We start from the raw sequence: 20,887 nt of genomic DNA, 5'->3' as shown, positions 1-20,887 counted from the left end.
CCTCTTTAGAAAACAAAGCGGCCATCCCAAATGGGATGGCCGCTTTGTTTAAGCATACGATTAAACTTAGCGGTTAAGATAAGCAGAATACATCCATACAAGCTTCTCCTGTTCTCTTATGTAATCACTCATTAGAGCGGTGGTACCTTCGTCGTTAGCATCATCAGAGAGCTCAAGCAATTCCCGTTCAGCATTGATCAGCACACTAAAGCCATTCAGTACCTCTTCAATAGCTTTTCTGCCATCCGACACATCAGATAATTCCTTTATCGTTGCGTGTTTCAGGTAAGTAGTATAGGTATGAAAAGGAGTATACCCCAGGGTTAAGATACGTTCCGCAATTTCATCGATCTTCAGGAAGGCATCATTGTACAGCTCTTCGAATTTAGCATGCAATTCAAAGAACTTTTCGCCGGCAATGTTCCAGTGAAAACCACGTGCGTTAATGTAAAACAGCTGATAGTTTGATAGTAGCAGGTTTAGCTTTTCAGCTAATTGAGCTGCTTTTTCAGTTTCGATACCTATAATATTTTTTGCCATTATTTATCTTTGTTCCAGGTTTAAAAATTATTTTAATGTATAAAGCTAACTAGTTCAGGAGAAAGCTAAAATGACTTTCAACACCTGATAGCGCAATTAATTACTCTTACCAATAGTACAGCCTGTAGGTTATTTTGTTCTAAAAAACTGATTGCACTACCTCTCCTGTTTCACCCTTCTCAGCAGAGCCATCTATCAATCTTAGCGTATTGTTTTCTTCATAACATTTTGCAGCTGTTTTTCTTTTATACAATAAGCAGTTGCAAACATGAAATTTATATACTACTTTGGAACTGAGTAGTATTACTATCGTTTATATCATTGTTACTATTATACAACAAGTTATGATCAGCTTTAAAGAAATCAAGAGTGATTTGCCAGCAGGAATAGTAGTATTCCTTGTGGCTGTACCTCTCTGCCTTGGTATTGCCATGGCGTCAGGTGCTCCGCTATTTTCCGGTATTATTGCAGGCATTGTCGGTGGTATTGTCGTTACCCTGATCAGTGGCTCGCAATTGGGAGTTAGTGGTCCGGCAGCCGGCTTGGCTGTTATCGTACTGCATGCTATCCAGGATCTGGGAAATTTTGAGGTGTTCCTTTCTGCAGTAGTTCTGGCTGGTGTTATTCAGCTTATCCTAGGCTTTCTGAAGGCCGGAACCATCGGCTACTACTTCCCTACCTCCGTTATCAAGGGAATGCTTGCAGGTATTGGTGTTATTATTATCCTCAAACAAATACCGCACGCTTTCGGGTATGACGAGAATTTCCAGGGAAATATGCATTACCTGGAGCCCCAAGGCGGTACTACCTTCTCTGAGATCTTCAAAGCCATCAATTATATTACACCATCTGCAGTTATTATCAGTGTGCTGTCTTTGTTCATACTGATTTTCTGGGAGCAGGTACTTTCTAAAAAAAGCAAGATATTCCAATTAATTCAGGGTCCTCTTGTAGTGGTGCTGCTAGGAATTACGCTGAATTTGGTGTTTGATAATTTTTTCCCACAGTTTACTTTACGTGACAATCACCTGGTAGTACTTCCAGTAGCAGATAGTTTAGGTGGATTTATCAATCTGTTCACAACACCTGACTTTAGCCGCATTTTCTCATATGAGGTACTCTTTCTGGCGGGTACACTAGCAGTAGTTGCCAGTTTGGAAACGCTGCTATGTTTAGAGGCCACAGATAAACTGGACCCATACAAGCGTATAAGCCCGGCCAGCCGTGAGTTGAAGGCTCAGGGTGTAGGTAACATTGTTTCCGGACTTATTGGCGGTTTGCCTTTAACACAGGTAATTGTGAGAAGCTCGGCAAATATACAGTCCGGCGGTAAAACAAAGCTTTCGGCCTTTATTCATGGGGTTCTTATACTTGCCTTCGTAATAGCCATACCGAACATACTAAATATGATTCCCCTGGCGAGTCTTGCAGCTATTCTGCTAATGGTTGGCTATAAGCTTGCCAAGCCAGCCTTGTTTAAGAGTATGTATCGGAATGGCATGATGCAGTTCCTGCCTTTTATCATCACCATCATTGCCATTGTGTTCACTGACCTCCTTACAGGTATTGGTATAGGAATGGCGGTAGCAATTTTATTTATCCTTAAAAACAGCTATAAAGTTTCTCACTTCATGCGCACTGAAAAGACTGCAGAAGGACGGGATAAGTATCATATGGTACTGGCTGAAGAAGTGACTTTCCTGAACAAGGGAAATATACTGAGAACGCTAAGGAAGGTACCTGATGGAGCAGAACTTGAAATTGACTACACAAAATCAGCTATCGTGGATCATGATGTGGTGGAAGTGATAGAAGATTTTAAGGAGACTGCCCGGTCTAAAAACATTAAACTTACTGTACATGAGATAAATGAGGACGAGCTGAAGTTACAGTCTTCTTTATAATCTAACTATAATACATAAATCAGAAATAAACATGAGAACTCAAACCAAAGAAACACAGTCACAGCTAACGCCTCAAAAGGCTATAGAAATACTTACAGAAGGGAACAAGAGATTTGTTAACAACCTGAAGGCAAACCGCAACCTTTTACAGCAGGTAAACGAGACTTCTACTGGTCAGCACCCGTTTGCCATCATCCTGAGCTGCATCGACTCCAGAACATCTGCCGAACTTATCTTCGACCAGGGCTTAGGAGATATCTTCAGTGCCAGAATTGCAGGTAACATTGTAAACGAAGACATACTGGGTAGCATGGAATTTGCTTGTAAAGTAGCAGGCTCCAAGCTTATTGTGGTACTTGGCCATACCAAATGCGGTGCAATAAAAGGTGCCTGCGACCATGTAGAAATGGGGAACCTGACTGGTCTGGTGAAAAAGATTGAGCCTTCTGTAAACACTGTTGAGACTAAAGGAGACAGAACTTCGGCAAATGCTGAATTTGTTGAGAAAGTAGCTGAGGCCAATGTGCACAGAATGCTTGACGAGGTTGAAAGCAAAAGCGAAATACTTCGGGAAATGATCAAGAATGGTGAGATTGGTATAGTTGGAGGTATGTATGATGTTGAAACTGGTGCCGTTGACTTTTACGATCATACTTTCAATAAAAATGGAGCACTAAATGAAGAATTTGCTGGCAAACATTAAGATTACAGTTGAAGAGAAGGTATACCTGAAAGATCCTGAGAGCTCTGTAAAAGGGCAACAGATCATTGAAAACAGCATAATTCTTATTGATGAGCTGGGTCTGGAAACTTTTACTTTTAAAAAGCTTGCGGAAAAGATCGGTACCACCGAAGCTACTATATACAGGTATTTTGAGAGTAAACACACGCTGCTTGTGTACCTGATTTCATGGTATTGGAACTGGTTGGAGTACCGGCTGGTGTTCTCCACCAGCAACATACCTTCTGCAGAGACAAGGTTAAAGATTGCCATCAAGATTCTGTCTGGTAAGATTGAAAATGATATGGACTATGCTCATATCAATGAAGTGGTTCTGCAAAGGATAGTGATTGCAGAGTCTGCAAAAGCTTACCTGACGAAAGAAGTTGATGCTGACAACAAAGAAGGTTTCTTCTTTAGCTATAAACGTTTCTGCAAGCGAATTTCGGCAATTGTTCAGGAGATCAACCCAGAGTACAAATTTCCGGATTCACTTGTATCAACTGTAGCTGAAAGTGCCCATTACCAGATGTTCTTTTCACAGCACCTGCCGTCGCTAACCAATATTAACAATGGCAAAGAGAGCCAGTTGGAAGAGTTTCTGACTGACCTGGTTTTTAAAGCTATTGAGAGGTAAAAGCTACTGCATCATTAGCTGCCTATAAAATTTAGAGTCGCTGTTTTAGTAAGTAAGAGAGAGCCGCTGGTTTAGCGGCTCTCTCTGCTTTAGAACTCTATCTCACCGATTAGGTAAGCAACAGCTTTACCCGTTATTCTTACCCTGTCATAAATTAATTCGCACTTAAGGTCGCCCTTACGCTGGGACAACTGCCTGGCCGAAAGTCTGCTTTTACCTAATTTGTTAGACCAAAATGGTGTAAGCGTAGTATGGGCTGAACCAGTAACAGGATCCTCATTTACCCCAACCTGCGGCGCAAAGAACCGTGACACGAAATCTACTTCATACCCTACAGCTGAAACAATCACGCCCCTGGCACCCACCGAGTTTATCAGGTTAATGTCTGGGTTGAAATCTTCAACCTCTTTTTGTGAAGCATATATCAGCAGGTAATCAGATTTGCCTCTATACGCTTCGACAGGCGCTTTGCCAAAAGCCGCAATAAGAGCTTGCGGCACTTCCGTTACCTCCACAACATCGGCCGGAAAATCAAGTGTCAGTTCCTCGTTGTTCTTTTCTACTGCTAGTAAGCCGCTCCTGCGGGAGTGAAATATGATTTTATCAGTTGAATGATTGTAGTACCGGAACAGCACATAAGCAGAGGCAAGCGTGGCGTGGCCACATAAATCAACCTCCACGGTAGGCGTAAACCATCGGAGCTCGTAGTCATTCTCCTTAGGTACAACAAAGGCTGTTTCTGCCAGGTTATTTTCAGCAGCGATCTTCTGCATCACCTCATCCTCCAGCCACGCGTTGAGCACGCATACAGCCGCTGGATTTCCTCCAAATACTTTTTCAGTAAAGGCGTCTATCTGGTATATTTTTATCTTATTCATAAAATTAGTTAGGTCCATTTTCTACTTCAGCATAGAGGCCGTGTAAGGATTTGACAGTATTTCTTCAAATAGCTCCCAACGCTTTTCAGGATTCTCATCCGTGCCACCTCTTGCTTCTATATACTCCCTGACCAGCTGCTGCCCCAGGTTATAGTTTATTACATAGCTGCGATACTTATCCATGAAGCGGGTACGCTGTAGGGCTTTGTCTTTTTTGTACAGGTTATATTTCACCAGCATGTCTGCTGCCTCTTCACGACTGATCTCTCCATTCAGGTATAACCGCGCGGCTTCATTGCCTGCAAAATCAAGTTGCCCGATCTTTTCAAGTATAGCATAGTAACGATCGGCTTCCGCAGGATCTAAACCTGCCAGTGGAAAAAGCACTTCTCTCTCGAACCTGATGCGGTCATCTGCCGGGAAGGCTACATCAATGCCATAATTGGCGCTTCCTTCTGCGATCAGCGACTGAGGACTGAAAAGCGGATAAACAGAGTATTCTTTCCACCCCTTGTCGTTTACCAGGTTCTTCTCCAGCAGTGCGTTAAACACATGATGTCCCGGATAACCTTCATGGGAAGCAAGGTCTATGGCTCTTTCAATATAAATAGGGAAATCCGTATTAATCTGGATAAGACTATAGCCGTTGCCTTTATAGTAGTTGTAGCCAGACCATGCTTTATCGGTCACAAACTCCATCTTAAAGTTTTCCTGGTCAGGAAGGTTATAATGAGCCTTAGTTCTTTTTCTTGCCTCTGAAATAGCAGCATTAAATACAGGCTCCAGCTTCTCCTTTGGGATCTCGAACCTGGCACGGTAGGCATCCCATCGTTCAGCTATGCTTCCTTTGCCTGGCAACTGCTGATCTATGGCATTCAGGATGGAATCAAAGTAAGCTAACTCATAGTGCGGTGGCTCCGCATCATAAAGTAGTTTTGCTTCTTCATCGAAACTGTACTTCTTCCCCTGCATCATTTCCACTTTCGTAATTGCTGCCAGCACCTGTTTCTGAAACATAGCAAGCCTGCGCTTCTCATCTTCTGACAGACTTTCTGGCTTCTGCGCCATCAGCTGTTGCTGAATAAACCTGAACTCTTTTAGAAACTCCTCTGCGGGTAACGTATCGGCAGCAGGTGCTGTTGGTTTCCATCCTTCAGGACCATAATAGGCATCTACAATATCGCCATCATACTGGCCAAGTTTCAGGAGGGTTTTTACGTAGCGTTCTGCCAGTTCATCCATTGCCATGGGAGCTTGCTCTGCTTCTTTGGTGGTGGTGCAGGACCAGAAGGAAATCAGCAAAAACAGGAACAGGTACTTTTTCATAGTTTTAAGAAGTGACATCAAAAAGTTTAGCCGCACAAGTTAAGCTTAATTCTGAGGATGAAAATAAGCTTGGTCTAAGTTGAGGGATAAAAATAGCAACAAAAGGTGAAACTGTTAACCTAACACAGCTGCTTAAGTAAACCCTTTAAAAAGAATTGACATGGAAAAACGTACAGTTGTAACCCCTCTCCTGCTTCAGCCTCAGGGGCAGATTCCAAACAATTTAACACTCCCCGTGCTCCTATACCGGCAGCTATTCTCCGCTAAAAACAACCTTGAAGCCCAGTTTAAAGAAGCTTTCAAACGAAATAGCTGGAGTGGAAGCTGGGTAAATGGAGTGTTTGACTATCACCATTACCACAGTAAATCCCATGAAGTATTAGGTGTGGCAGCTGGCTCGGCTACACTAATTATTGGAGGACCCGGAGGTGAGGAGATACACTTAAGTGCAGGAGATATGGTGGTGTTACCTGCCGGAACAGGGCATTGCCGAAAGGAAGCCTCCCCAGATTTCAGTGTGGTGGGTGCCTATCCAAAGGGTCAGGAAAACTATGATATCTGCACAGAAGAAGACAATATGGAAGAAAAACAAAAGAACATACAACAGGTTCCTTTACCAGTCTCTGATCCGGCGCTGGGTGCAGATGGTCCGCTGCTACAGCATTGGAAGAAGAGATAAAATCTGTTAGCTGAAGCATCCGCTTTTAAGTAGTAGCGATTTTTTCGTTCTTACTACCGTATAAGAGAGTCAGTGTAGATACTTATATTTGCTATAAAACTTCTGTTTGGAAGCTTTTGAATTCACCCTATACTTTACTTATGATCAAAAAGAAGCATTTGCTTTCCTTTATAGCTCTTGCTCTGGCAGGCTTGGAAAGCTGCACGAACTCAACCCCAACGGCACCTACGGCAACAACGAATAGCACCGCATCCTCTGGCATATCTACAGAAGGCGCTGTAGCCTCATCCGTTGCCCAGTTGCAAAGTGCCAAGGCGGCTTACATCAGCTACTGCTCCGGTTGCCACGGCGAGGAAATGGAGGCCTTTACAGACAGAAAGTGGAAACACGGCAACTCCAGTGAAGATCTGTTCAAGGCCATCAAACACGGTTATCCAGATGAGGGTATGCAGGCTTTTGACGAAACTTTTACAGATAAGCAGATCAATGGATTAGTGGCATACATACAGGAAGGAATAAAGCAGGTTAAGCAGTATGACTTCAGCGAAGAGAAAGCCCTGGCTCATGTTCAGAAGTCAGAAGAGCTTAACTTCAGGATCGATACTGTAGTAAGCGGTTTGGATGTACCCTGGGGCATGGCTTTTCTGCCAAACGGCGACATGCTTATAACGGAGCGGTCAGGAGTCCTTTACCGCCTTACAGGCAACAAGCAGCTACAGAAGATTACCGGAGCCCCCGAAGTACTAGCGCAGGGGCAAGGAGGTTTACTGGACGTAGAACTGCACCCTGACTTTGCAAAGAACAATACCATCTACCTCTCCTACTCTGCCCTGAAACAAGAAGGAGGCAACACATTGTCTACCACTGCTGTAATGCGTGCACAGTTGGATGGGAACAAGCTTACAAACCCAAAGGTAATTTTTGAGGCCCTGCCTTATTCCAAAACCCGCCACCATTACGGGTCGCGTCTGGAGTTTGGCCGCGATGGCTACCTGTACCTATCGGTAGGTGACAGAGGGAATCACGATGAAAATCCGCAGAGCCTGGAGCGCCACCCGGGAAAGGTACACCGCATCAAAGACGACGGCAGCATACCCGCTGACAACCCTTTTACAGACAAGCCGGGGGCAGTGGCAAGCACTTATTCCTATGGGCATCGCAATATTCAGGGCATGGCCATACATCCTGAAACAGGCGCTATCTGGACACATGAACATGGCCCTAAAGGAGGCGACGAAGTGAACGTATCCGAAAAAGCAAAGAACTACGGCTGGCCTGTTATCTCCTATGGCATCAACTACAATGGAACGGTATTAACTGAACTCACAAAGAAAGAAGGAATGGAGCAGCCGCTTTGGTATTGGGTACCTTCTATTGCCCCTTCCGGAATGGCTTTCGTAACCGGTAACCGCTACAAGGGCTGGGAAAATGACCTGATGGTAGGATCACTGCGCTTCAAGTTTTTAAGCCGGCTGGAAATGGATGGAAACAAAATAGTAAAAGAAGAAAAGCTTCTGAAGAATATCGGACGGGTGCGGGATGTAAAAATGAGCCCTGACGGATACTTGTATGTAGCAGTAGAAAAGCCGGGAGCTATTTACAAGCTTATACCAATGGAATCATAGTAGCTACAGCCAGATTCTAAAACAAAGAGAGCAGGTACCATTATCAGGTAACCTGCTCTTTTTGTTCTTACCTCAGCCAGTTTTCTGCAATCAGATTCGAAAAGGCAAAGAAGTTTGCAAGTATGTGAGCTATTGTCGGCACTAACACCCGCTGTTGCTTAAAGGCTGTGTAGCCCCAGATAATCCCCATAAAAAAAGCTCCTCCAACCAAAGGCCAGAATCCACCCTGATATGCTATACCATAGGCGGCATAAACTGAAATATGCCAAAACCCAAAGAGAGCAGTGGGAACCAGGAAAGCAAAAAAGAAATTTTGTTTATACCGGCTGATAAAGGCCCCTCGCCAATAAAACTCTTCAATAAAACCATTTACAAGCGCCGCAGCAGCAAGAATAAAGTAGATGGAGAGATCGAGGTACGGGTAAGCCACAAGAAAGGCTGCAGAAAAAGCGCCCATAACCGGCATAAAGCACAGCAACACAAGCAGCAGATTTTGTTTCCCCATCTCTGGCCAGGTATACAGTTTTGCCATAGCCCCACTTTTCAAACGTAGCCCATGCAGCAGGCAGAAAACCCAGTAAATGGCAAAAGCTGTTAAATAGCCAGCCGTTTTATCCAGAAGTTGTGGCAGGAAATAGAAAGCTGCAAACGTGACTGGTAAGATTAGCAGGCTAGGAAACAAATGTTTCCTAGCGGCTTGATCAATGGAGGTAGCTGTACTGGTCATGCGTTAAAAAAGCCTTTTAAGGTCACTGAATTTTTCAATTCTCTCTACTTCTGCATCTACCTCTCCAAAGCCATAGGCTGCAAGTATAAATGGCACCTGTGCTTTCTGGCTTGCTTCAAAGTCTCCGGAGGTATCGCCAATGTACACGGCCTGCTGCACATTGTTCCGCTTTATGACTTCACAAATGTTGTCCGCTTTAGGCAAATTCCTGGAACCGTAGCATTCATGGTCAGTAAAGTATGGCTGTAAATCATGCCGTTTCAGGAAAGCTTCTATATAGCCGCTCTGGCAGTTGCTCACAATTGCCAGTTTGTACTTCTCCTTCAGATACTTTAAGGTAGGCTCCAGTTCAGGATAAAGCTTACCTCCTCGTTCATGCAAAAGCTCCAGTTCAAGCTTAGCGCATAGTTTCTGCAACTGCTCCCGCTCCTTTCCTTTCAGGCTCGGAAACAGCTTATCGTAAATGGCATCATATTGCATACCTGCAATGCCGCGAACATCTTCAGCTGTGATATCACGGTCTACGTAATCCAGCTGATCGACTGCTTCCTGCCAGGCAGCGGCTATGGTAGCCGTAGAATCCCATAGGGTGCCATCCAGGTCAAATATGATACTTTCTATACTGTCTTTCATTCTAATTCTTTACATACACATAACAACCAATCTTTTCCGGGTGGTCTTGTACCAGGTCCTCTTTTTTCTGATGGCGTAGCATCCAGAGCACCAGCAAATCTCCGCTGGCTGCCATTGAAAAGAACAGCCCAAACAGGAACAGTAACAAATTACCTGCAAGCAAGCCTGCCAGCGCCGGTAAAAACCCCATCACAAACCCTGGCATTATCCCACCCAGCATATAAGCACGTATTGGCAATACCTCCTTGCAATGGCAATAGGGTGTTAACAAATGCCAGTACACCCCATAGCGAATAGACTTTGTTCCGTTTTTGCAAAAGATGGCCCAGGTGAACCCGTGCAGCATTTCATGCACTATGGCTCCAAACACAAATACAACTAAAAGTATGGCAGGCGAAAACAATATCCATGCTTTATAGTTTGCGAATAAGCTTTTCAGTTGAAACAAAGTAAATTGCTCTGGCCACACAAGAATATAAGCAGGAATGTACAGCAGCAGTATGGGCACAATAAAAGACAAGGCATACATGTTTGCCTGTCCGGCAGTCATGGTAAGCTCTTTACGGTGGTAATTCCCAGTAAGTAAGTCTATATCTGTTCCTGTATGCTCCATCAATTCCGGCAAATTACCCAATAACCTAAAGTATTAAAAGTTAAGTCCGCTGCCTTTACTTCTTATTAGCACCTGTTAACAAGGAAGCGTCCTTCAGCTACACCATAATAATTGAAAATATGATTGCAATTGTGCCCTATAGGCCGTTTTTTTGAACTATGAAATTACGCTTTACTACATTCTTATTTATTCTCTTCCTTTTCACAGGACCTTCACTTTTAGTTAACACAGCCGCTGCGCAGAACCTGCGCATTAAAGATTATAACAACAATGGCTGGTACATGTATTTCGGAGACCATAAGCTCAGCGATAAATGGGGAGTTCACACGGAACTACAGGTACGCAGATTTAACGTTCTGAAAGACCCGCAGCAACTGCTTATCCGGACTGGCATCAACTATAACATGACACCAGACGCTATGTTTACGCTTGGCTACGGCTTTATCGAAACACATCCGTATGGTGATTATCCCGCTGCAAGTACTTTCCCGGAACAGCGCATTTATCAGCAACTACAACTAAAGGGAAGCCTGGGCCGCATCGGGCTTACACACCGCTACCGCCTGGAGCAGCGCTGGGTAAAGCCTGCAGGAGCAGATGACTATACCTACCTCAACCGTGCCCGCTATTTCCTGAAGGCTACTTTACCGCTGGCTGGTTCTTCGCTGGAGGCAAAGGAACCATACTTAGCTGCTTACGACGAAGTATTTGTTGGCTTCGGGGAAAATGTAAAACAGAATGTATTTGACCAGAATCGCCTGTATTTTGCCTTAGGATTTAAATTTAGTGATGCGGCCTCTGCTGAGGTGGGTTACCTGAACCAGATCGTTCAAAAAGCAAACGGTGTTGTTTTTGAGCATAATCATACGCTGCAGCTTGGTCTTACCTATAACCTCGATTTCAGGTAAATCCATCTACTCACCTATAAAACTTCAAAAGAAGAAGGCCTCCTGAAAAGAGGCTTTCTTCTTTTGAAAGGAACAATGAACTTAAGCACAAACCGTTACAGGTCAGGCTTAGAATGCAGTGCAGTAGGTTTAGCTTACATCGTTCTTGCAAAGCAGCTGAATAATGCTACATTTGTTTATACCACCTAGATTAAAGGCTGTGACAGAAATCCTGGACATAAATAATCTATCAAAGCGATTTGGCTCTATTCAAGCTGTTGACCGCCTGTCAATAAAAGTAGAGCAAGGGAGCATCTACGGGATACTTGGTCCGAATGGGAGTGGCAAAACCACTACGCTAGGCATGATCCTGGATGTTATAAAGCCAACCTCCGGCAGTTTTACCTGGTTTGGACAAAAAATAAGCCATGAATCGAAGCGCCGCATTGGTGCTTTATTAGAGACACCTAACTTCTACCCTTACCTTACTGCCCGCAAAAACTTACAAATAGCAGCCGACATCAAAGGAGCAGATCAGAAAAGTATTGGGCATGTGCTGCACCTGGTGGGGTTGGATCAAAGAAAGTATACCACCTTTAAAGGCTTTTCGCTGGGCATGAAACAAAGGCTGGCCATAGCGGCTGCCATGCTGCATAACCCTGAGGTGCTGGTATTGGATGAGCCTACCAATGGCCTGGACCCTGAAGGAATTGCCGAAGTGAGGGAGTTGATATTAAGGATTGCTGCAGAAGGTAAAACGATCATACTTGCCAGTCACTTGCTGGATGAGGTGGAAAAAGTATGTACCCATGTAGCAGTTCTGCAGCGCGGGCAGCTTCGCGCCGAAGGACGTGTAGACACAATACTTTCTGCCAAGGATCAGCTTGTCATCAGTACAAAAGACACGCTTGAGGCAATAAACATACTTCAGACACTGCCTTTTGTAGAATCTTTTCAGCCGGAACGCGGCTCCATACATCTTACTTTGCAGGAAGGGTATGAGAGCGCTGATGTGAATAAGGCCATGTTCGAAGCTGGTATTGTGCTGTCGCAGTTAGTGGTGCGTCGCAAAACCCTGGAAGCCCAGTTTCTGGAAATTATCAAAAGCGAAGCTAAATGAACCTACTCCGTATAGAACTTCACAAGATTTTGCCTTACAGAACTGTCTGGATCATACTTGCCATATTTGCCGGACTCATGCTGCTTATACTTTATGCCAGCAGCAGCGTCACGATTAATGGTCGCGCCATGGGCGATGATATGTACCGGATGCCCGGCTTCTGGCAAACCCTTACCTATACTGCCAGCTTTTTTAACCTCCTCTTCGGCATACTTATTATCGTGTTGGTTACAGACGAGTTTTCCTTCCGAACATTCCGGCAACAGGTTATAGATGGTCTTTCGAGGGCGGAACTGGTGCTGGCTAAATTTTATGTTGCATTGGGCCTTGCTACCTTAGGTACTGTTTTCTTGCTTGCTCTGGGCCTCTACTTTGGCCTGTTGTACAGTGCAGACAAATCGATCAGCGCGTTTATGGGTAAAATAGACTTCCTGTCTTACTACTTTGTACAGGCAGTAGGTTATATGATGCTGGCCATTTTTTTTGGATTTTTAATCCGGAAAAGTGGCTTGGCTATCATTGCCTTTATTGCTTATGCCCAAATCATTGAACCGTTGATACATTTCCGTATCCCGGATGATTTCGATAAGTACATGCCTGTAAAGGTATTTAAAAGCCTTACACCCATGCCCGGCCAGGAGGTGCTGGACCAACTTACTACTCCAACAGGAGTTCTGTCACCGCAGTGGGCCACTTTGCTGACATTAGTTTATATTGGCATATTCTGGCTTCTTTCATACCTAACACTTAAAATGCGTGACTTATAGAAGCAAGAGACAACGTGTTAAAGTAGTTGACTATGGCTACCAGCTCATGTGGTTTGCTGTAATCCAGATTATATTTTCTCACATATTTTTTCACTTCCTTTGACCTGTCACCAAAAAGAGTGTGCAGGTCCTTTCTTACATTTCGTAGCGAAATAATATTCCCATCAGGTAACAGTATATAATACAGTTCTTTCACCTGATCCATCCATTGGTTGTTAGCACTGTAGTAAGCAGCATCGTGCAGGTAATTACTGGCTAGTCCGCGGCTGTTATTAGCGTCTCTCCTCACATAGGTTTCACGCATCACAAGGGTAAGGGTTCCTCTGTTTAGTTCTTCAAAAAACGTTGGTTTTTTAAAATCCGTGTACTCCTTCCCCATGTCCCACTGCAGTGTCCGGAACATATGGGAACGCCCGCTAGGCATCTCCTGGGCTACAAAGTAATCAACGTTTACTGGGGAAAGAGAACTGACAGAGCCATCACTGTGCTGTACATTCACAATATCCTGAGTTCTATGGTAGGTAATGGCCCCATACAGAGTATCACCGGTTACCAATACTACTTTCCCCTTTGGCCATTCCTGTACGTCAACTGCAGGTCTAAATTGGGCTAATGTTTCATTTGGCCAGAACCCTGCACAAACCATTACAAGTAATCCCATCATCAGGTTCGTAAGCTTCTTTTTCATAGTTGTTTTAATGTTAAATGTTTTAATTACTACCCACCTTCCATCTCACTGATATTATTAAATAACAGCTGGTTATATATTTTGTATTGTTTTTTTCTGCAAAAGGTTTTGCGTTTGCCTCACATAGAATGAATGAATACTAAAAAACCCGTTTGCAGTACCTTAACGGCTACTACAAACGGGTTGAAAAATTGTACTAATTATATAATATTTACTACTTATCTATTGCTGCACTTTTAGAATTTCATGCCCTAATTTATCACGCTTCGTAGCCAGGTACTTTTGATTATGCTCGTTTGGTTTTATTTCAATAGGCAGTTGCTCCACCACTTCCAGACCGTAACCGATCAGGCCGGTACGCTTTTTAGGGTTATTAGAAACTAACCTCATTTTTGTAACTCCAAGGTCACGAAGAATCTGCGCACCAACGCCATAATCACGCTCATCCATACCGAAACCAAGCTCCAGGTTAGCCTCCACTGTATCTAGCCCCTGCTCCTGCAGCTTGTATGCTTTTAACTTGTTAATCAAGCCGATACCGCGCCCCTCCTGGTTCATATAAACAATTACGCCTTTACCTTCTTTCTCGATCATGCGCATCGCTTCGTGTAACTGAGGACCACAATCACAGCGGCAAGACCCAAAGATATCCCCTGTCACGCAAGAAGAGTGTACCCGCACCATTACCGGCTCGTTTTCCTCCCAGGTACCTTTTACAAGCGCCAGGTGCTTTGCGCCACTGCTTCGCTGTGTAAAGGCATATAAATCAAACGTACCGAAGTCTGTTGGTAACTGCACAGCTATTTCCCGCTCAATAAGGCTCTCCTTTTTCAGGCGGTAAGCGATCAGGTCTTTGATAGAGACAAGCTTCAGATCGAAACGCTCCGCCACCTTTACCAGGTCAGGGAGACGAGCCATGGTGCCATCTTCATTCATAATTTCTACCAGTACACCAGCAGGTGCCAGACCCGCCAGGCGCGCTAAGTCTACAACAGCCTCTGTATGACCGGCACGACGCAGAACACCTTCTTTCTTTGCTTTCAGCGGGAAAATGTGTCCTGGCTTACCCAAAGAATGTGGATCTGTTTCAGGGTCTACCAATGCTTTGATCGTCTTGGCACGGTCAGAAGCTGAAATACCTGTCGTACACCCGTGGCCAATCAAATCTACAGAAACGGTAAAAGGAGTCGCGTGTAAAGCGGTGTTACGGCCTACCATTAACTCAAGCCCCAGCTCATCACAACGTTCTTCCGTAAGTGGCGCACAGATCAATCCGCGACCGTGCGTTGCCATGAAGTTCACAATTTCAGGTGTGATCATTTCTGCAGCACATACAAAGTCGCCTTCGTTCTCACGATCATCGTCATCCACTACAATCACAACTTTCCCCTGACGTATATCCTCTATAGCAGACTCTATTGTGTCTAATGGCCTGATATCACCACTATTATTGATTTCCATACTATTTGGTTTGTGCCTGCCATGCAAAAATGCTGCCCAGGCTGTTTATCTTTAAGTAAAGCGGTACAAAAGTAAAAAGTTTATCCCGCAATCCCGTTTTTATTTGGATAACACTTTTGGTGTGGATTTAGTTGATTGGTTTGATCTTTTGTCTGGTGCGGGGTTTTGATGTACCGGAAACTCCTTTGATTTCATATTGCGGGGAGCTTCAGTGAGGGGTTTTTATTTCTGTTGATCCTTTCTAACTATCGCTGTTCTCCACTATCAACTTCTGCTGATCTTTTCTAGCAACTGTTAATCCTCAGTCTTACTTGCCTACTGTTTAATTTCTTGCTTTGGCTCCCTCTAGGCCGGGAGGCCTCGTCCTTGGGCATCGCGCGGTGTATCTGAAGCTGCCATCGGCTGCGCCTGCAGGCTGCCCTTACGGGCACCGCAACAGCTACAAGGCGCTCAACCCAAGGACTGGGATCAACTCGATAGCCTAAGCCTTTGCTATGGAAGGGAGTAAGAACACCTTCTTTCATAGCAAAGACTTTGGCGTAGTGCCCCACCGACGATTTTTTGTTTGAGCGTTCAGCGAGTTCAAAATCGTCTTGATTCTTTTGCTTACTTTTCTCATCAAGGAGAAAAGTAAGGCCCAGCCGGCCAGGCGAAAAGCTAGCTAGAAGCAAAGAAGCTGATTCTAAGAGAGTTTATAAGCAGAGGAAGAACATTTTATTTAGAAGGTGACTCGGAGGAACAGAAACTGTAACCATTTTCTTATCCTGCAAACCCTGATTCAGACTTTGCAATACTTGCATGATGAAAAGAAAAGCGACTTTACCTGTTCACCACAATACCCAGCATATCTCCAAGCTGGCTGTGCAGGGACTTTAGCATAAGGATGTTGTTTAGCTGCCTGTCCTGCTCCTGGGGGTCTGTTACGAGGCGGAGCTTTTCCATTTCGGTCTTTAACAGGAGCTCCACATTGCGCCATTTCAGGCGCAGTACGGCACGCTCTGCACCATAAGGCAGCAGATCCAGCTCAGTTGGCACAAAGATGCTGTGCGTTTCCCAGTTATGGCTAAGCTCGTGTGGGTCCGACAGCAGGTTTGTTGCCTCGGTGCGAATTTCCTGATCAGGGTAGTTGATAAAATCCTCAGCAGATGGGACAGTTCCGTCACACAGCCTCTCCTTAATCAGCTCCATCAGGCGGGCATAAAGAGGGGTTCTGAACTCCACATCCTCCAACTGCTCCAACATATACTGGCAGGTAGTAAGGCCGTCGTCCAGCAACTTATCAGGGTAGTTGAGCAGCATACGTACGATCTCCCGCTCATAGCGCTTAAGCAGATCACCGTCAGATACCTGCTTTTCCGGCTCTTCCGGTACGGGCGCAGGTGCAAAATCATCAGCAGGGCTACCAGTCTTATGCTGTTGCTGGCGATCCTGGAGATGTATCTTATTGTACTCCGAAATGAGTACCTGCTCATCAATATCAAAAATTAAGCTGCAACTCCTGAAGAAAACCGTCCGCTTAATAGTGTCCGGAATCTTAGCAATGGATGTTACAATCTCTCGGATAGCCTCGGCTTTTTTAACCGGGTTACCTTTTGCCTCGGCAGCATATAAGCTGGTTTTGAAGGATATAAAATCCTGTGAGTGCTCCTTAAGATAAGCTTTAAAGGCCGTGTCTCCTACTTTCTGAATGTAGGAGTCCGGGTCCTCCCCTTCCGGGAAAGTAACCACATCCACATTCAATCCATTCTCCAGAATCAGGTCTATACCGCGCAGAGAGGCTTTGATACCCGCCGCATCACCATCATATAGCACCGTGATATTCTGGGTATAGCGCGCGATCAGCTTTATCTGCCCTTCTGTGAGCGAAGTACCAGACGATGCTACTACGTTCTCAATACCACCCTGGTGCAGGGAAAGCACGTCCAGGTATCCTTCCACCATATAGCACATGTCCTGCATGCGCAATGCCTGCTTCGCCTGAAACAAACCATAAAGCACATTACTCTTATGGTAGATTTCTGACTCCGGCGAGTTCAGGTACTTCGGACTTTTCTTATCGTTAGATTTAAGTGTGCGTGCACCAAAACCTACAACCCTTCCCGAGATGTTATGGATCGGAAACATAACGCGTCCGCGAAACCGGTCATACTTCTTCCCCTCTTCCTTTACAATGGTTAAGCCGGTTGCCTCCAGGTATTTCTGCTGGTAACCAGCTTTCAGAGCCGTATCCGTCAAATCTGTCCACTCATCCAGGCTATACCCAAGCTCAAACTTACGTATGGTGTTCCCGGAAAGGCCACGCTGTTTCAGGTAAGATTGCCCGATGCTCCCCTGCTCATGCTGATGCAGGTTCTGCTGGTAGTGCTTGTTAGCGAAGTCAGAAACAATAAAAAGGCTGTCGCGCTCGCTTTGCTCCTTGGCATACTCCGGTGTAGGATTATCCTCCGGCACCTCAATGCCATACTTTTTGGCCAGGTACTTCAGCGCTTCCGGGAAAGAAGTGCCTTCAATGTCCATGATGAACTGCACTGAGTTACCTGCTTTCCCGCAGCCAAAGCACTTATAAATCCCTTTTGCCGGCGAAACCGAGAAAGAAGGGGACTTCTCGTGGTGGAACGGGCAGCAGGCCCACATGTTCTGCCCCTTTTTCTTCAGCGACACGAAATCCCCCACTACCTCTGTAATATCGGCCTGGGCTATAATCTGGTCAACGGTTTCTTTTGGGATCAGGGACATGGGTAAAAATCTAAGCGGATAGCAAAGATAAGAGTTCTGGGAAATTTAGAAGGAGAGATTACGCGAATGAGCAAAATTTAATGATCCCTTAGCAACTCCTCATACAGCGCATAATTCTCCTCATCAAAACAAACGAAAGTTATACTTTGCAGGCTCGTGTTATTCTGCTGCAGGTACTCCCGAACAGCTTTTACTGCTACTTTTGCGGCTTTTTCCTTTGGGTAGCCATACACGCCAGTGCTGATGTTTGGAAAGGCTATACTTTGCACACCATTCTCCTCTGCCAGAGCCAGGCTGTTCCTGTAGCAGCTTGCAAGCAGCTCGGGCTCATTTTGGTTGCCCCCATGCCACACAGGCCCTACCGTGTGAATCACATACTTTGCCGGCAGCTTACCTCCCGTTGTTATCACAGCCTCCCCTGTAGGACATTCGCCCTGCCTGGCCCTGATCTGCTTACACTCTTCTAGTATTGCCGGACCGCCCGCTCTGTGAATAGCTCCGTCAACGCCGCCTCCGCCCAGCAAGCTGCTGTTTGCCGCATTCACAATTGCATCCACCTCTTGTTTTGTGATGTCTCCTTTAATTACCTGTAGTTTCGTATTTTCCATACTTTCTCTTTTTTCAAACCTACGCATACCAGAAACTTTGTGCCATATAAAATGATACCTGAACTAATCAATCCCTTACCTGTTCAAGACTAAAACCATTGCATGCGATTGGCAAAATTTGTTTGTATCTTTGCATTGCGATTGAAAAAAGCAGCTACTCCTATGGCTATTACAAAAGAAGATATATTAAAAGCCCTCAGTTATGTAGAGGAACCTGATCTTGGAAAGGACCTGGTTACTCTGAACATGATCGAGGATGTACAGGTAGATGGAAAGAACGTAAGTTTTACAGTTATCCTGACCACTCCTGCTTGTCCACTAAAAGACCTTATCCGAAATGCCTGTGTTAATGCCATTCATGTGATGGTAGATAAAGAGGCGGAGGTAACAGTAAACATGACTTCACGGGTAACCTCTGGTCGTGGCGATACCTCTGAAATATTGAGAGGCGTTAAAAACATCATTGCAGTGGCATCCGGTAAAGGTGGCGTAGGCAAGTCTACGGTTACTACTAACCTGGCAATTGGCCTGGCTCAGTCTGGCGCCAAGGTTGGCTTGATCGATGCTGATATTTCAGGCCCTTCTATTCCAACCATGTTTGGAGTGGAGGGAGAACGCCCGCGCATGATCCAGGGCGACCATGGCAAGAACCATATTGTGCCGGTAGAGAAGTATGGCATCAAAATGATGTCCATTGGCTTCCTTACGCCAGCTGATGGCGCTGTTGTGTGGAGAGGACCTATGGCTAGCTCAGCTTTGCGTCAGTTTATTTCTGATGTAGAATGGGGCGAACTGGATTACCTCCTGATCGACCTGCCTCCGGGAACATCTGACATTCACCTGACCATGGTGCAGGCACTACCAGTAACGGGCGCCGTGATCGTGACAACACCGCAGAAAGTAGCGATGGCCGATGCTGTGAGAGGCTTACAAATGTTCCGCCAGCCACAGATCAACGTTCCTGTTTTGGGAGTGGTTGAAAATATGGCTTACTTTACACCTGCCGAGCTTCCGGAGAACAAATACTATATCTTTGGCGAAGGCGGAGGTAAAGAACTGGCAGCAAAGTATGATGTACCTCTTTTAGGTCAGGTACCTATCGTGCAGAGCATCCGGGAGAGCGGTGATGCCGGAACTCCTGTGATCATGCAGAACGATTCTCCGGCTTCCGGTGTTTTCAAAGAGTTGGCTCAGTCCGTGGCACAGCAAGTATCTGTTCGCAATGCCACGATCGCCAAAACGAAACCTGTAGAAATTAAAAGCTAAGTATAAATGGCAGTCGTAAACGTTGATCAAGATTTCATGCACCGCATCGAGAACGCCCTGGACCAGATCAGGCCTTACCTGGAAGCTGACGGGGGAAACGTGAAGGTGTTGGAGGTGACAGATGAGATGGTGCTGAAGCTCGAACTTCTTGGAGCATGTGGCACCTGCCCAATGTCTGCCATGACGCTTAAAGCTGGTGTTGAACAATCAGTACTAAAGGCAGTTCCAGAGATTAAAGCTGTAGAAGCGGTAAATGCTACTCCTTTAGGGTAGAAATAAACATCCTGTAGAGAGCGGGTGCAGCTATTTGGTTAGCTGCACCCGCTTTTGTTTTATTCAAGGGGCAAGTCTCAAAGCTTTGTATGGCGCGAGGGTCTTCCCTCGTGACTAACTATAGCTGGGGCCTCTGACCCTTTTAGCAATTATTTGCAATACGTAGGTTTGCTGTTCTTTCTAGTTGATGTGAATCCTCTTCTGTCTCCAATCTATAATCTCGATGATCTTATTAGCTCCATGTAATCCTCAGTCTTATTTGCCTTTCTGTTTCATTTTTGGCTTTGGCTCCCTCTAGGCCGGGAGGCCTCGTCCTTTGGCATCGCGCGGTGTATCTGAAGCTGCCATCGGCTGCGCCTGCAGGCTGCCCTTGCGGGCACCGCAACAGCTACAAGGTGTCTTGTCCTGAAATAGGTTTACACAACCAAGTAAGCCAGATATGGACAAAAAGAAGAACACAAGAACAGGCGGCTCTTTGAGTTGGCAGGAGCGTGAGGCGATGATCGCCGAGTACCTGACGGGCCGCTATACCAAAGCCGAGCTGTGGCACAAGTACACCGGCCAATCAAACGAGCACGGGCAGCTGCTCAACTGGATGCGCAAGCTAGGCTACATTTCCACCCCCGCTGTATTGAGGAGAGCGGAAAACTCTGTTACTTTACGCCAACAAGCCCAGTTCGTCTTGGACACAGAGCAACCGTTAGATCCGCAAGTACTTCAAAAGCGCATCCAGGAGCTGGAAAAGCAGCTGGAGGCGGCCCGGCTTCAGGCCGAGGGCTACGAGCTGATGATTCAGCT

21 protein-coding genes are annotated in these 20,887 nt (G+C 45.5%); 11 read left to right on the top strand and 10 right to left on the bottom strand.

All coding sequences use genetic code 11. From position 1 onward, the window contains the following. Window positions 1-66: 66 nt before the first annotated feature. On the bottom strand, window positions 67-540 hold the full coding sequence (locus ACFSRY_RS13395; protein WP_377508411.1) for a Dps family protein: 474 nt from the start codon (window positions 538-540) through the stop codon (window positions 67-69). A gap of 344 nt (window positions 541-884) precedes the next feature. Here ACFSRY_RS13395 and ACFSRY_RS13390 point away from each other — a divergent pair, with 344 nt between their 5' ends. From ACFSRY_RS13390 to ACFSRY_RS13380, 3 genes are read left to right on the top strand one after another with little or no spacing between them, the layout of a single operon-like run. After that, on the top strand, window positions 885-2,444 hold the full coding sequence (locus ACFSRY_RS13390) for a SulP family inorganic anion transporter (protein ID WP_377508408.1): 1,560 nt from the start codon (window positions 885-887) through the stop codon (window positions 2,442-2,444). Window positions 2,445-2,475: 31 nt separating this feature from the next. Continuing rightward, window positions 2,476-3,147, top strand: coding sequence for a carbonic anhydrase family protein (locus ACFSRY_RS13385; RefSeq protein ID WP_377508405.1), 672 nt, complete (start codon window positions 2,476-2,478; stop codon window positions 3,145-3,147). Continuing rightward, a complete protein-coding gene (locus ACFSRY_RS13380; RefSeq protein ID WP_377508402.1) occupies window positions 3,122-3,802 on the top strand; it encodes a TetR/AcrR family transcriptional regulator in 681 nt (226 codons plus the stop codon). The genes ACFSRY_RS13385 and ACFSRY_RS13380 overlap by 26 nt, the downstream gene beginning before the upstream one ends. Window positions 3,803-3,891: 89 nt before the next feature. On the opposite strand, the gene ACFSRY_RS13375 is transcribed toward ACFSRY_RS13380, so the two are convergent. Together ACFSRY_RS13375 and ACFSRY_RS13370 are read right to left on the bottom strand one after the other, a co-directional pair. Beyond that, window positions 3,892-4,680 (bottom strand): PhzF family phenazine biosynthesis protein, encoded by a 789-nt coding sequence (locus ACFSRY_RS13375; protein ID WP_377508399.1) that lies wholly within the window; start codon window positions 4,678-4,680, stop codon window positions 3,892-3,894. A 21-nt stretch (window positions 4,681-4,701) separates the two neighbouring features. Continuing rightward, complete coding sequence (locus ACFSRY_RS13370) at window positions 4,702-6,006, bottom strand: hypothetical protein (RefSeq protein WP_377508397.1); 1,305 nt, start codon at window positions 6,004-6,006, stop codon at window positions 4,702-4,704. Window positions 6,007-6,166: 160 nt separating this feature from the next. On the opposite strand from ACFSRY_RS13370, the gene ACFSRY_RS13365 reads away from it, so the two are divergent. Beyond that, window positions 6,167-6,685, top strand: a complete 519-nt coding sequence (locus ACFSRY_RS13365) for a cupin domain-containing protein (protein ID WP_377508394.1) — start codon at window positions 6,167-6,169, stop codon at window positions 6,683-6,685. Window positions 6,686-6,825: 140 nt separating this feature from the next. Then, entirely contained in the window at window positions 6,826-8,310 is a 1,485-nt protein-coding gene (locus ACFSRY_RS13360; RefSeq protein ID WP_377508391.1) for a PQQ-dependent sugar dehydrogenase, read from the top strand. A gap of 67 nt (window positions 8,311-8,377) precedes the next feature. Here the strand turns inward: ACFSRY_RS13360 and ACFSRY_RS13355 are convergent, their stop codons facing one another. The 3 genes from ACFSRY_RS13355 to ACFSRY_RS13345 are packed head-to-tail and all read right to left on the bottom strand — an operon-like array spanning window position 8,378 to window position 10,283. Next, window positions 8,378-9,037, bottom strand: a complete 660-nt coding sequence (locus tag ACFSRY_RS13355; protein ID WP_377508388.1) for a CPBP family intramembrane glutamic endopeptidase — start codon at window positions 9,035-9,037, stop codon at window positions 8,378-8,380. A 3-nt stretch (window positions 9,038-9,040) separates the two neighbouring features. Next, window positions 9,041-9,670, bottom strand: coding sequence for an HAD family hydrolase (locus tag ACFSRY_RS13350; RefSeq protein ID WP_377508385.1), 630 nt, complete (start codon window positions 9,668-9,670; stop codon window positions 9,041-9,043). Between the two features lies 1 nt (window position 9,671). Beyond that, window positions 9,672-10,283: a DUF3267 domain-containing protein gene (locus ACFSRY_RS13345; RefSeq protein ID WP_377508382.1), complete on the bottom strand. Its 612-nt coding sequence runs from the start codon at window positions 10,281-10,283 to the stop codon at window positions 9,672-9,674. Window positions 10,284-10,441: 158 nt separating this feature from the next. Here ACFSRY_RS13345 and ACFSRY_RS13340 point away from each other — a divergent pair, with 158 nt between their 5' ends. The 3 genes from ACFSRY_RS13340 to ACFSRY_RS13330 all read left to right on the top strand — a co-directional run bounded on the left by ACFSRY_RS13340 (window position 10,442) and on the right by ACFSRY_RS13330 (window position 13,057). Then, window positions 10,442-11,191, top strand: coding sequence for a DUF2490 domain-containing protein (locus tag ACFSRY_RS13340; RefSeq protein ID WP_377508379.1), 750 nt, complete (start codon window positions 10,442-10,444; stop codon window positions 11,189-11,191). Window positions 11,192-11,390: 199 nt separating this feature from the next. Next, complete coding sequence (locus ACFSRY_RS13335; RefSeq protein WP_377508376.1) at window positions 11,391-12,290, top strand: ABC transporter ATP-binding protein; 900 nt, start codon at window positions 11,391-11,393, stop codon at window positions 12,288-12,290. Further along, the gene (locus tag ACFSRY_RS13330; protein ID WP_377508372.1) at window positions 12,287-13,057 is read left to right on the top strand and encodes an ABC transporter permease; all 771 of its coding nucleotides are present in this window, start codon (window positions 12,287-12,289) and stop codon (window positions 13,055-13,057) included. Before ACFSRY_RS13335 ends, ACFSRY_RS13330 begins: the two co-directional genes overlap by 4 nt. On the opposite strand, the gene ACFSRY_RS13325 is transcribed toward ACFSRY_RS13330, so the two are convergent. The 4 genes from ACFSRY_RS13325 to ACFSRY_RS13310 form a co-directional block, all read right to left on the bottom strand. Beyond that, on the bottom strand, window positions 13,038-13,745 hold the full coding sequence (locus tag ACFSRY_RS13325) for a hypothetical protein (RefSeq protein ID WP_377508369.1): 708 nt from the start codon (window positions 13,743-13,745) through the stop codon (window positions 13,038-13,040). The two genes, ACFSRY_RS13330 and ACFSRY_RS13325, sit on opposite strands and share 20 nt — an antisense overlap. 222 nt (window positions 13,746-13,967) lie before the next feature. Then, on the bottom strand, window positions 13,968-15,206 hold the full coding sequence (locus tag ACFSRY_RS13320) for a bifunctional 3,4-dihydroxy-2-butanone-4-phosphate synthase/GTP cyclohydrolase II (protein ID WP_377508365.1): 1,239 nt from the start codon (window positions 15,204-15,206) through the stop codon (window positions 13,968-13,970). 819 nt (window positions 15,207-16,025) lie between these two features. Beyond that, the gene (dnaG, locus tag ACFSRY_RS13315; RefSeq protein WP_377508362.1) at window positions 16,026-17,942 is read right to left on the bottom strand and encodes a DNA primase; all 1,917 of its coding nucleotides are present in this window, start codon (window positions 17,940-17,942) and stop codon (window positions 16,026-16,028) included. Between the two features lie 77 nt (window positions 17,943-18,019). Beyond that, window positions 18,020-18,550, bottom strand: coding sequence for an O-acetyl-ADP-ribose deacetylase (locus ACFSRY_RS13310; protein WP_377508358.1), 531 nt, complete (start codon window positions 18,548-18,550; stop codon window positions 18,020-18,022). Between the two features lie 162 nt (window positions 18,551-18,712). Between ACFSRY_RS13310 and ACFSRY_RS13305 the strand changes: the two genes are divergently transcribed. The 3 genes from ACFSRY_RS13305 to ACFSRY_RS13295 all read left to right on the top strand — a co-directional run. Further along, a complete protein-coding gene (locus ACFSRY_RS13305) occupies window positions 18,713-19,816 on the top strand; it encodes an Mrp/NBP35 family ATP-binding protein (protein ID WP_377508354.1) in 1,104 nt (367 codons plus the stop codon). A gap of 6 nt (window positions 19,817-19,822) precedes the next feature. Beyond that, the gene (locus ACFSRY_RS13300) at window positions 19,823-20,089 is read left to right on the top strand and encodes a NifU family protein (RefSeq protein WP_377508351.1); all 267 of its coding nucleotides are present in this window, start codon (window positions 19,823-19,825) and stop codon (window positions 20,087-20,089) included. A 439-nt stretch (window positions 20,090-20,528) separates the two neighbouring features. Next, a partial coding sequence (locus ACFSRY_RS13295; RefSeq protein WP_377508347.1) for a hypothetical protein occupies window positions 20,529-20,887 on the top strand: 359 nt, incomplete at its 3' end.

Origin of the sequence: Pontibacter locisalis (assembly GCF_042684605.1) — a bacterium.
Lineage (GTDB): Bacteria > Bacteroidota > Bacteroidia > Cytophagales > Hymenobacteraceae > Pontibacter > Pontibacter locisalis.
Note: the sequence above shows the minus strand (reverse complement) of the source record. Positions and strands in the feature narration are given on the sequence as shown.

Bases quoted from the DNA above. Each gene is read 5' to 3' on its own strand.
- ACFSRY_RS13355 (WP_377508388.1), bottom strand. From the start codon at position 9,037: ATGACCAGTACAGCTACCTCCATTGATCAAGCCGCTAGGAAACATTTG.
- ACFSRY_RS13325 (WP_377508369.1), bottom strand. From the start codon at position 13,745: ATGAAAAAGAAGCTTACGAACCTGATGATGGGATTACTTGTAATGGTT.
- ACFSRY_RS13385 (WP_377508405.1), top strand. From the start codon at position 2,476: ATGAGAACTCAAACCAAAGAAACACAGTCACAGCTAACGCCTCAAAAG.
- ACFSRY_RS13345 (WP_377508382.1), bottom strand. From the start codon at position 10,283: ATGGAGCATACAGGAACAGATATAGACTTACTTACTGGGAATTACCAC.
- ACFSRY_RS13380 (WP_377508402.1), top strand. From the start codon at position 3,122: ATGAAGAATTTGCTGGCAAACATTAAGATTACAGTTGAAGAGAAGGTA.
- ACFSRY_RS13330 (WP_377508372.1), top strand. From the start codon at position 12,287: ATGAACCTACTCCGTATAGAACTTCACAAGATTTTGCCTTACAGAACT.
- ACFSRY_RS13360 (WP_377508391.1), top strand. From the start codon at position 6,826: ATGATCAAAAAGAAGCATTTGCTTTCCTTTATAGCTCTTGCTCTGGCA.
- ACFSRY_RS13310 (WP_377508358.1), bottom strand. From the start codon at position 18,550: ATGGAAAATACGAAACTACAGGTAATTAAAGGAGACATCACAAAACAA.
- ACFSRY_RS13365 (WP_377508394.1), top strand. From the start codon at position 6,167: ATGGAAAAACGTACAGTTGTAACCCCTCTCCTGCTTCAGCCTCAGGGG.
- ACFSRY_RS13370 (WP_377508397.1), bottom strand. From the start codon at position 6,006: ATGAAAAAGTACCTGTTCCTGTTTTTGCTGATTTCCTTCTGGTCCTGC.
- ACFSRY_RS13340 (WP_377508379.1), top strand. From the start codon at position 10,442: ATGAAATTACGCTTTACTACATTCTTATTTATTCTCTTCCTTTTCACA.
- ACFSRY_RS13350 (WP_377508385.1), bottom strand. From the start codon at position 9,670: ATGAAAGACAGTATAGAAAGTATCATATTTGACCTGGATGGCACCCTA.
- ACFSRY_RS13300 (WP_377508351.1), top strand. From the start codon at position 19,823: ATGGCAGTCGTAAACGTTGATCAAGATTTCATGCACCGCATCGAGAAC.
- ACFSRY_RS13390 (WP_377508408.1), top strand. From the start codon at position 885: ATGATCAGCTTTAAAGAAATCAAGAGTGATTTGCCAGCAGGAATAGTA.
- ACFSRY_RS13320 (WP_377508365.1), bottom strand. From the start codon at position 15,206: ATGGAAATCAATAATAGTGGTGATATCAGGCCATTAGACACAATAGAG.
- ACFSRY_RS13305 (WP_377508354.1), top strand. From the start codon at position 18,713: ATGGCTATTACAAAAGAAGATATATTAAAAGCCCTCAGTTATGTAGAG.
- dnaG (WP_377508362.1), bottom strand. From the start codon at position 17,942: ATGTCCCTGATCCCAAAAGAAACCGTTGACCAGATTATAGCCCAGGCC.
- ACFSRY_RS13395 (WP_377508411.1), bottom strand. From the start codon at position 540: ATGGCAAAAAATATTATAGGTATCGAAACTGAAAAAGCAGCTCAATTA.
- ACFSRY_RS13375 (WP_377508399.1), bottom strand. From the start codon at position 4,680: ATGAATAAGATAAAAATATACCAGATAGACGCCTTTACTGAAAAAGTA.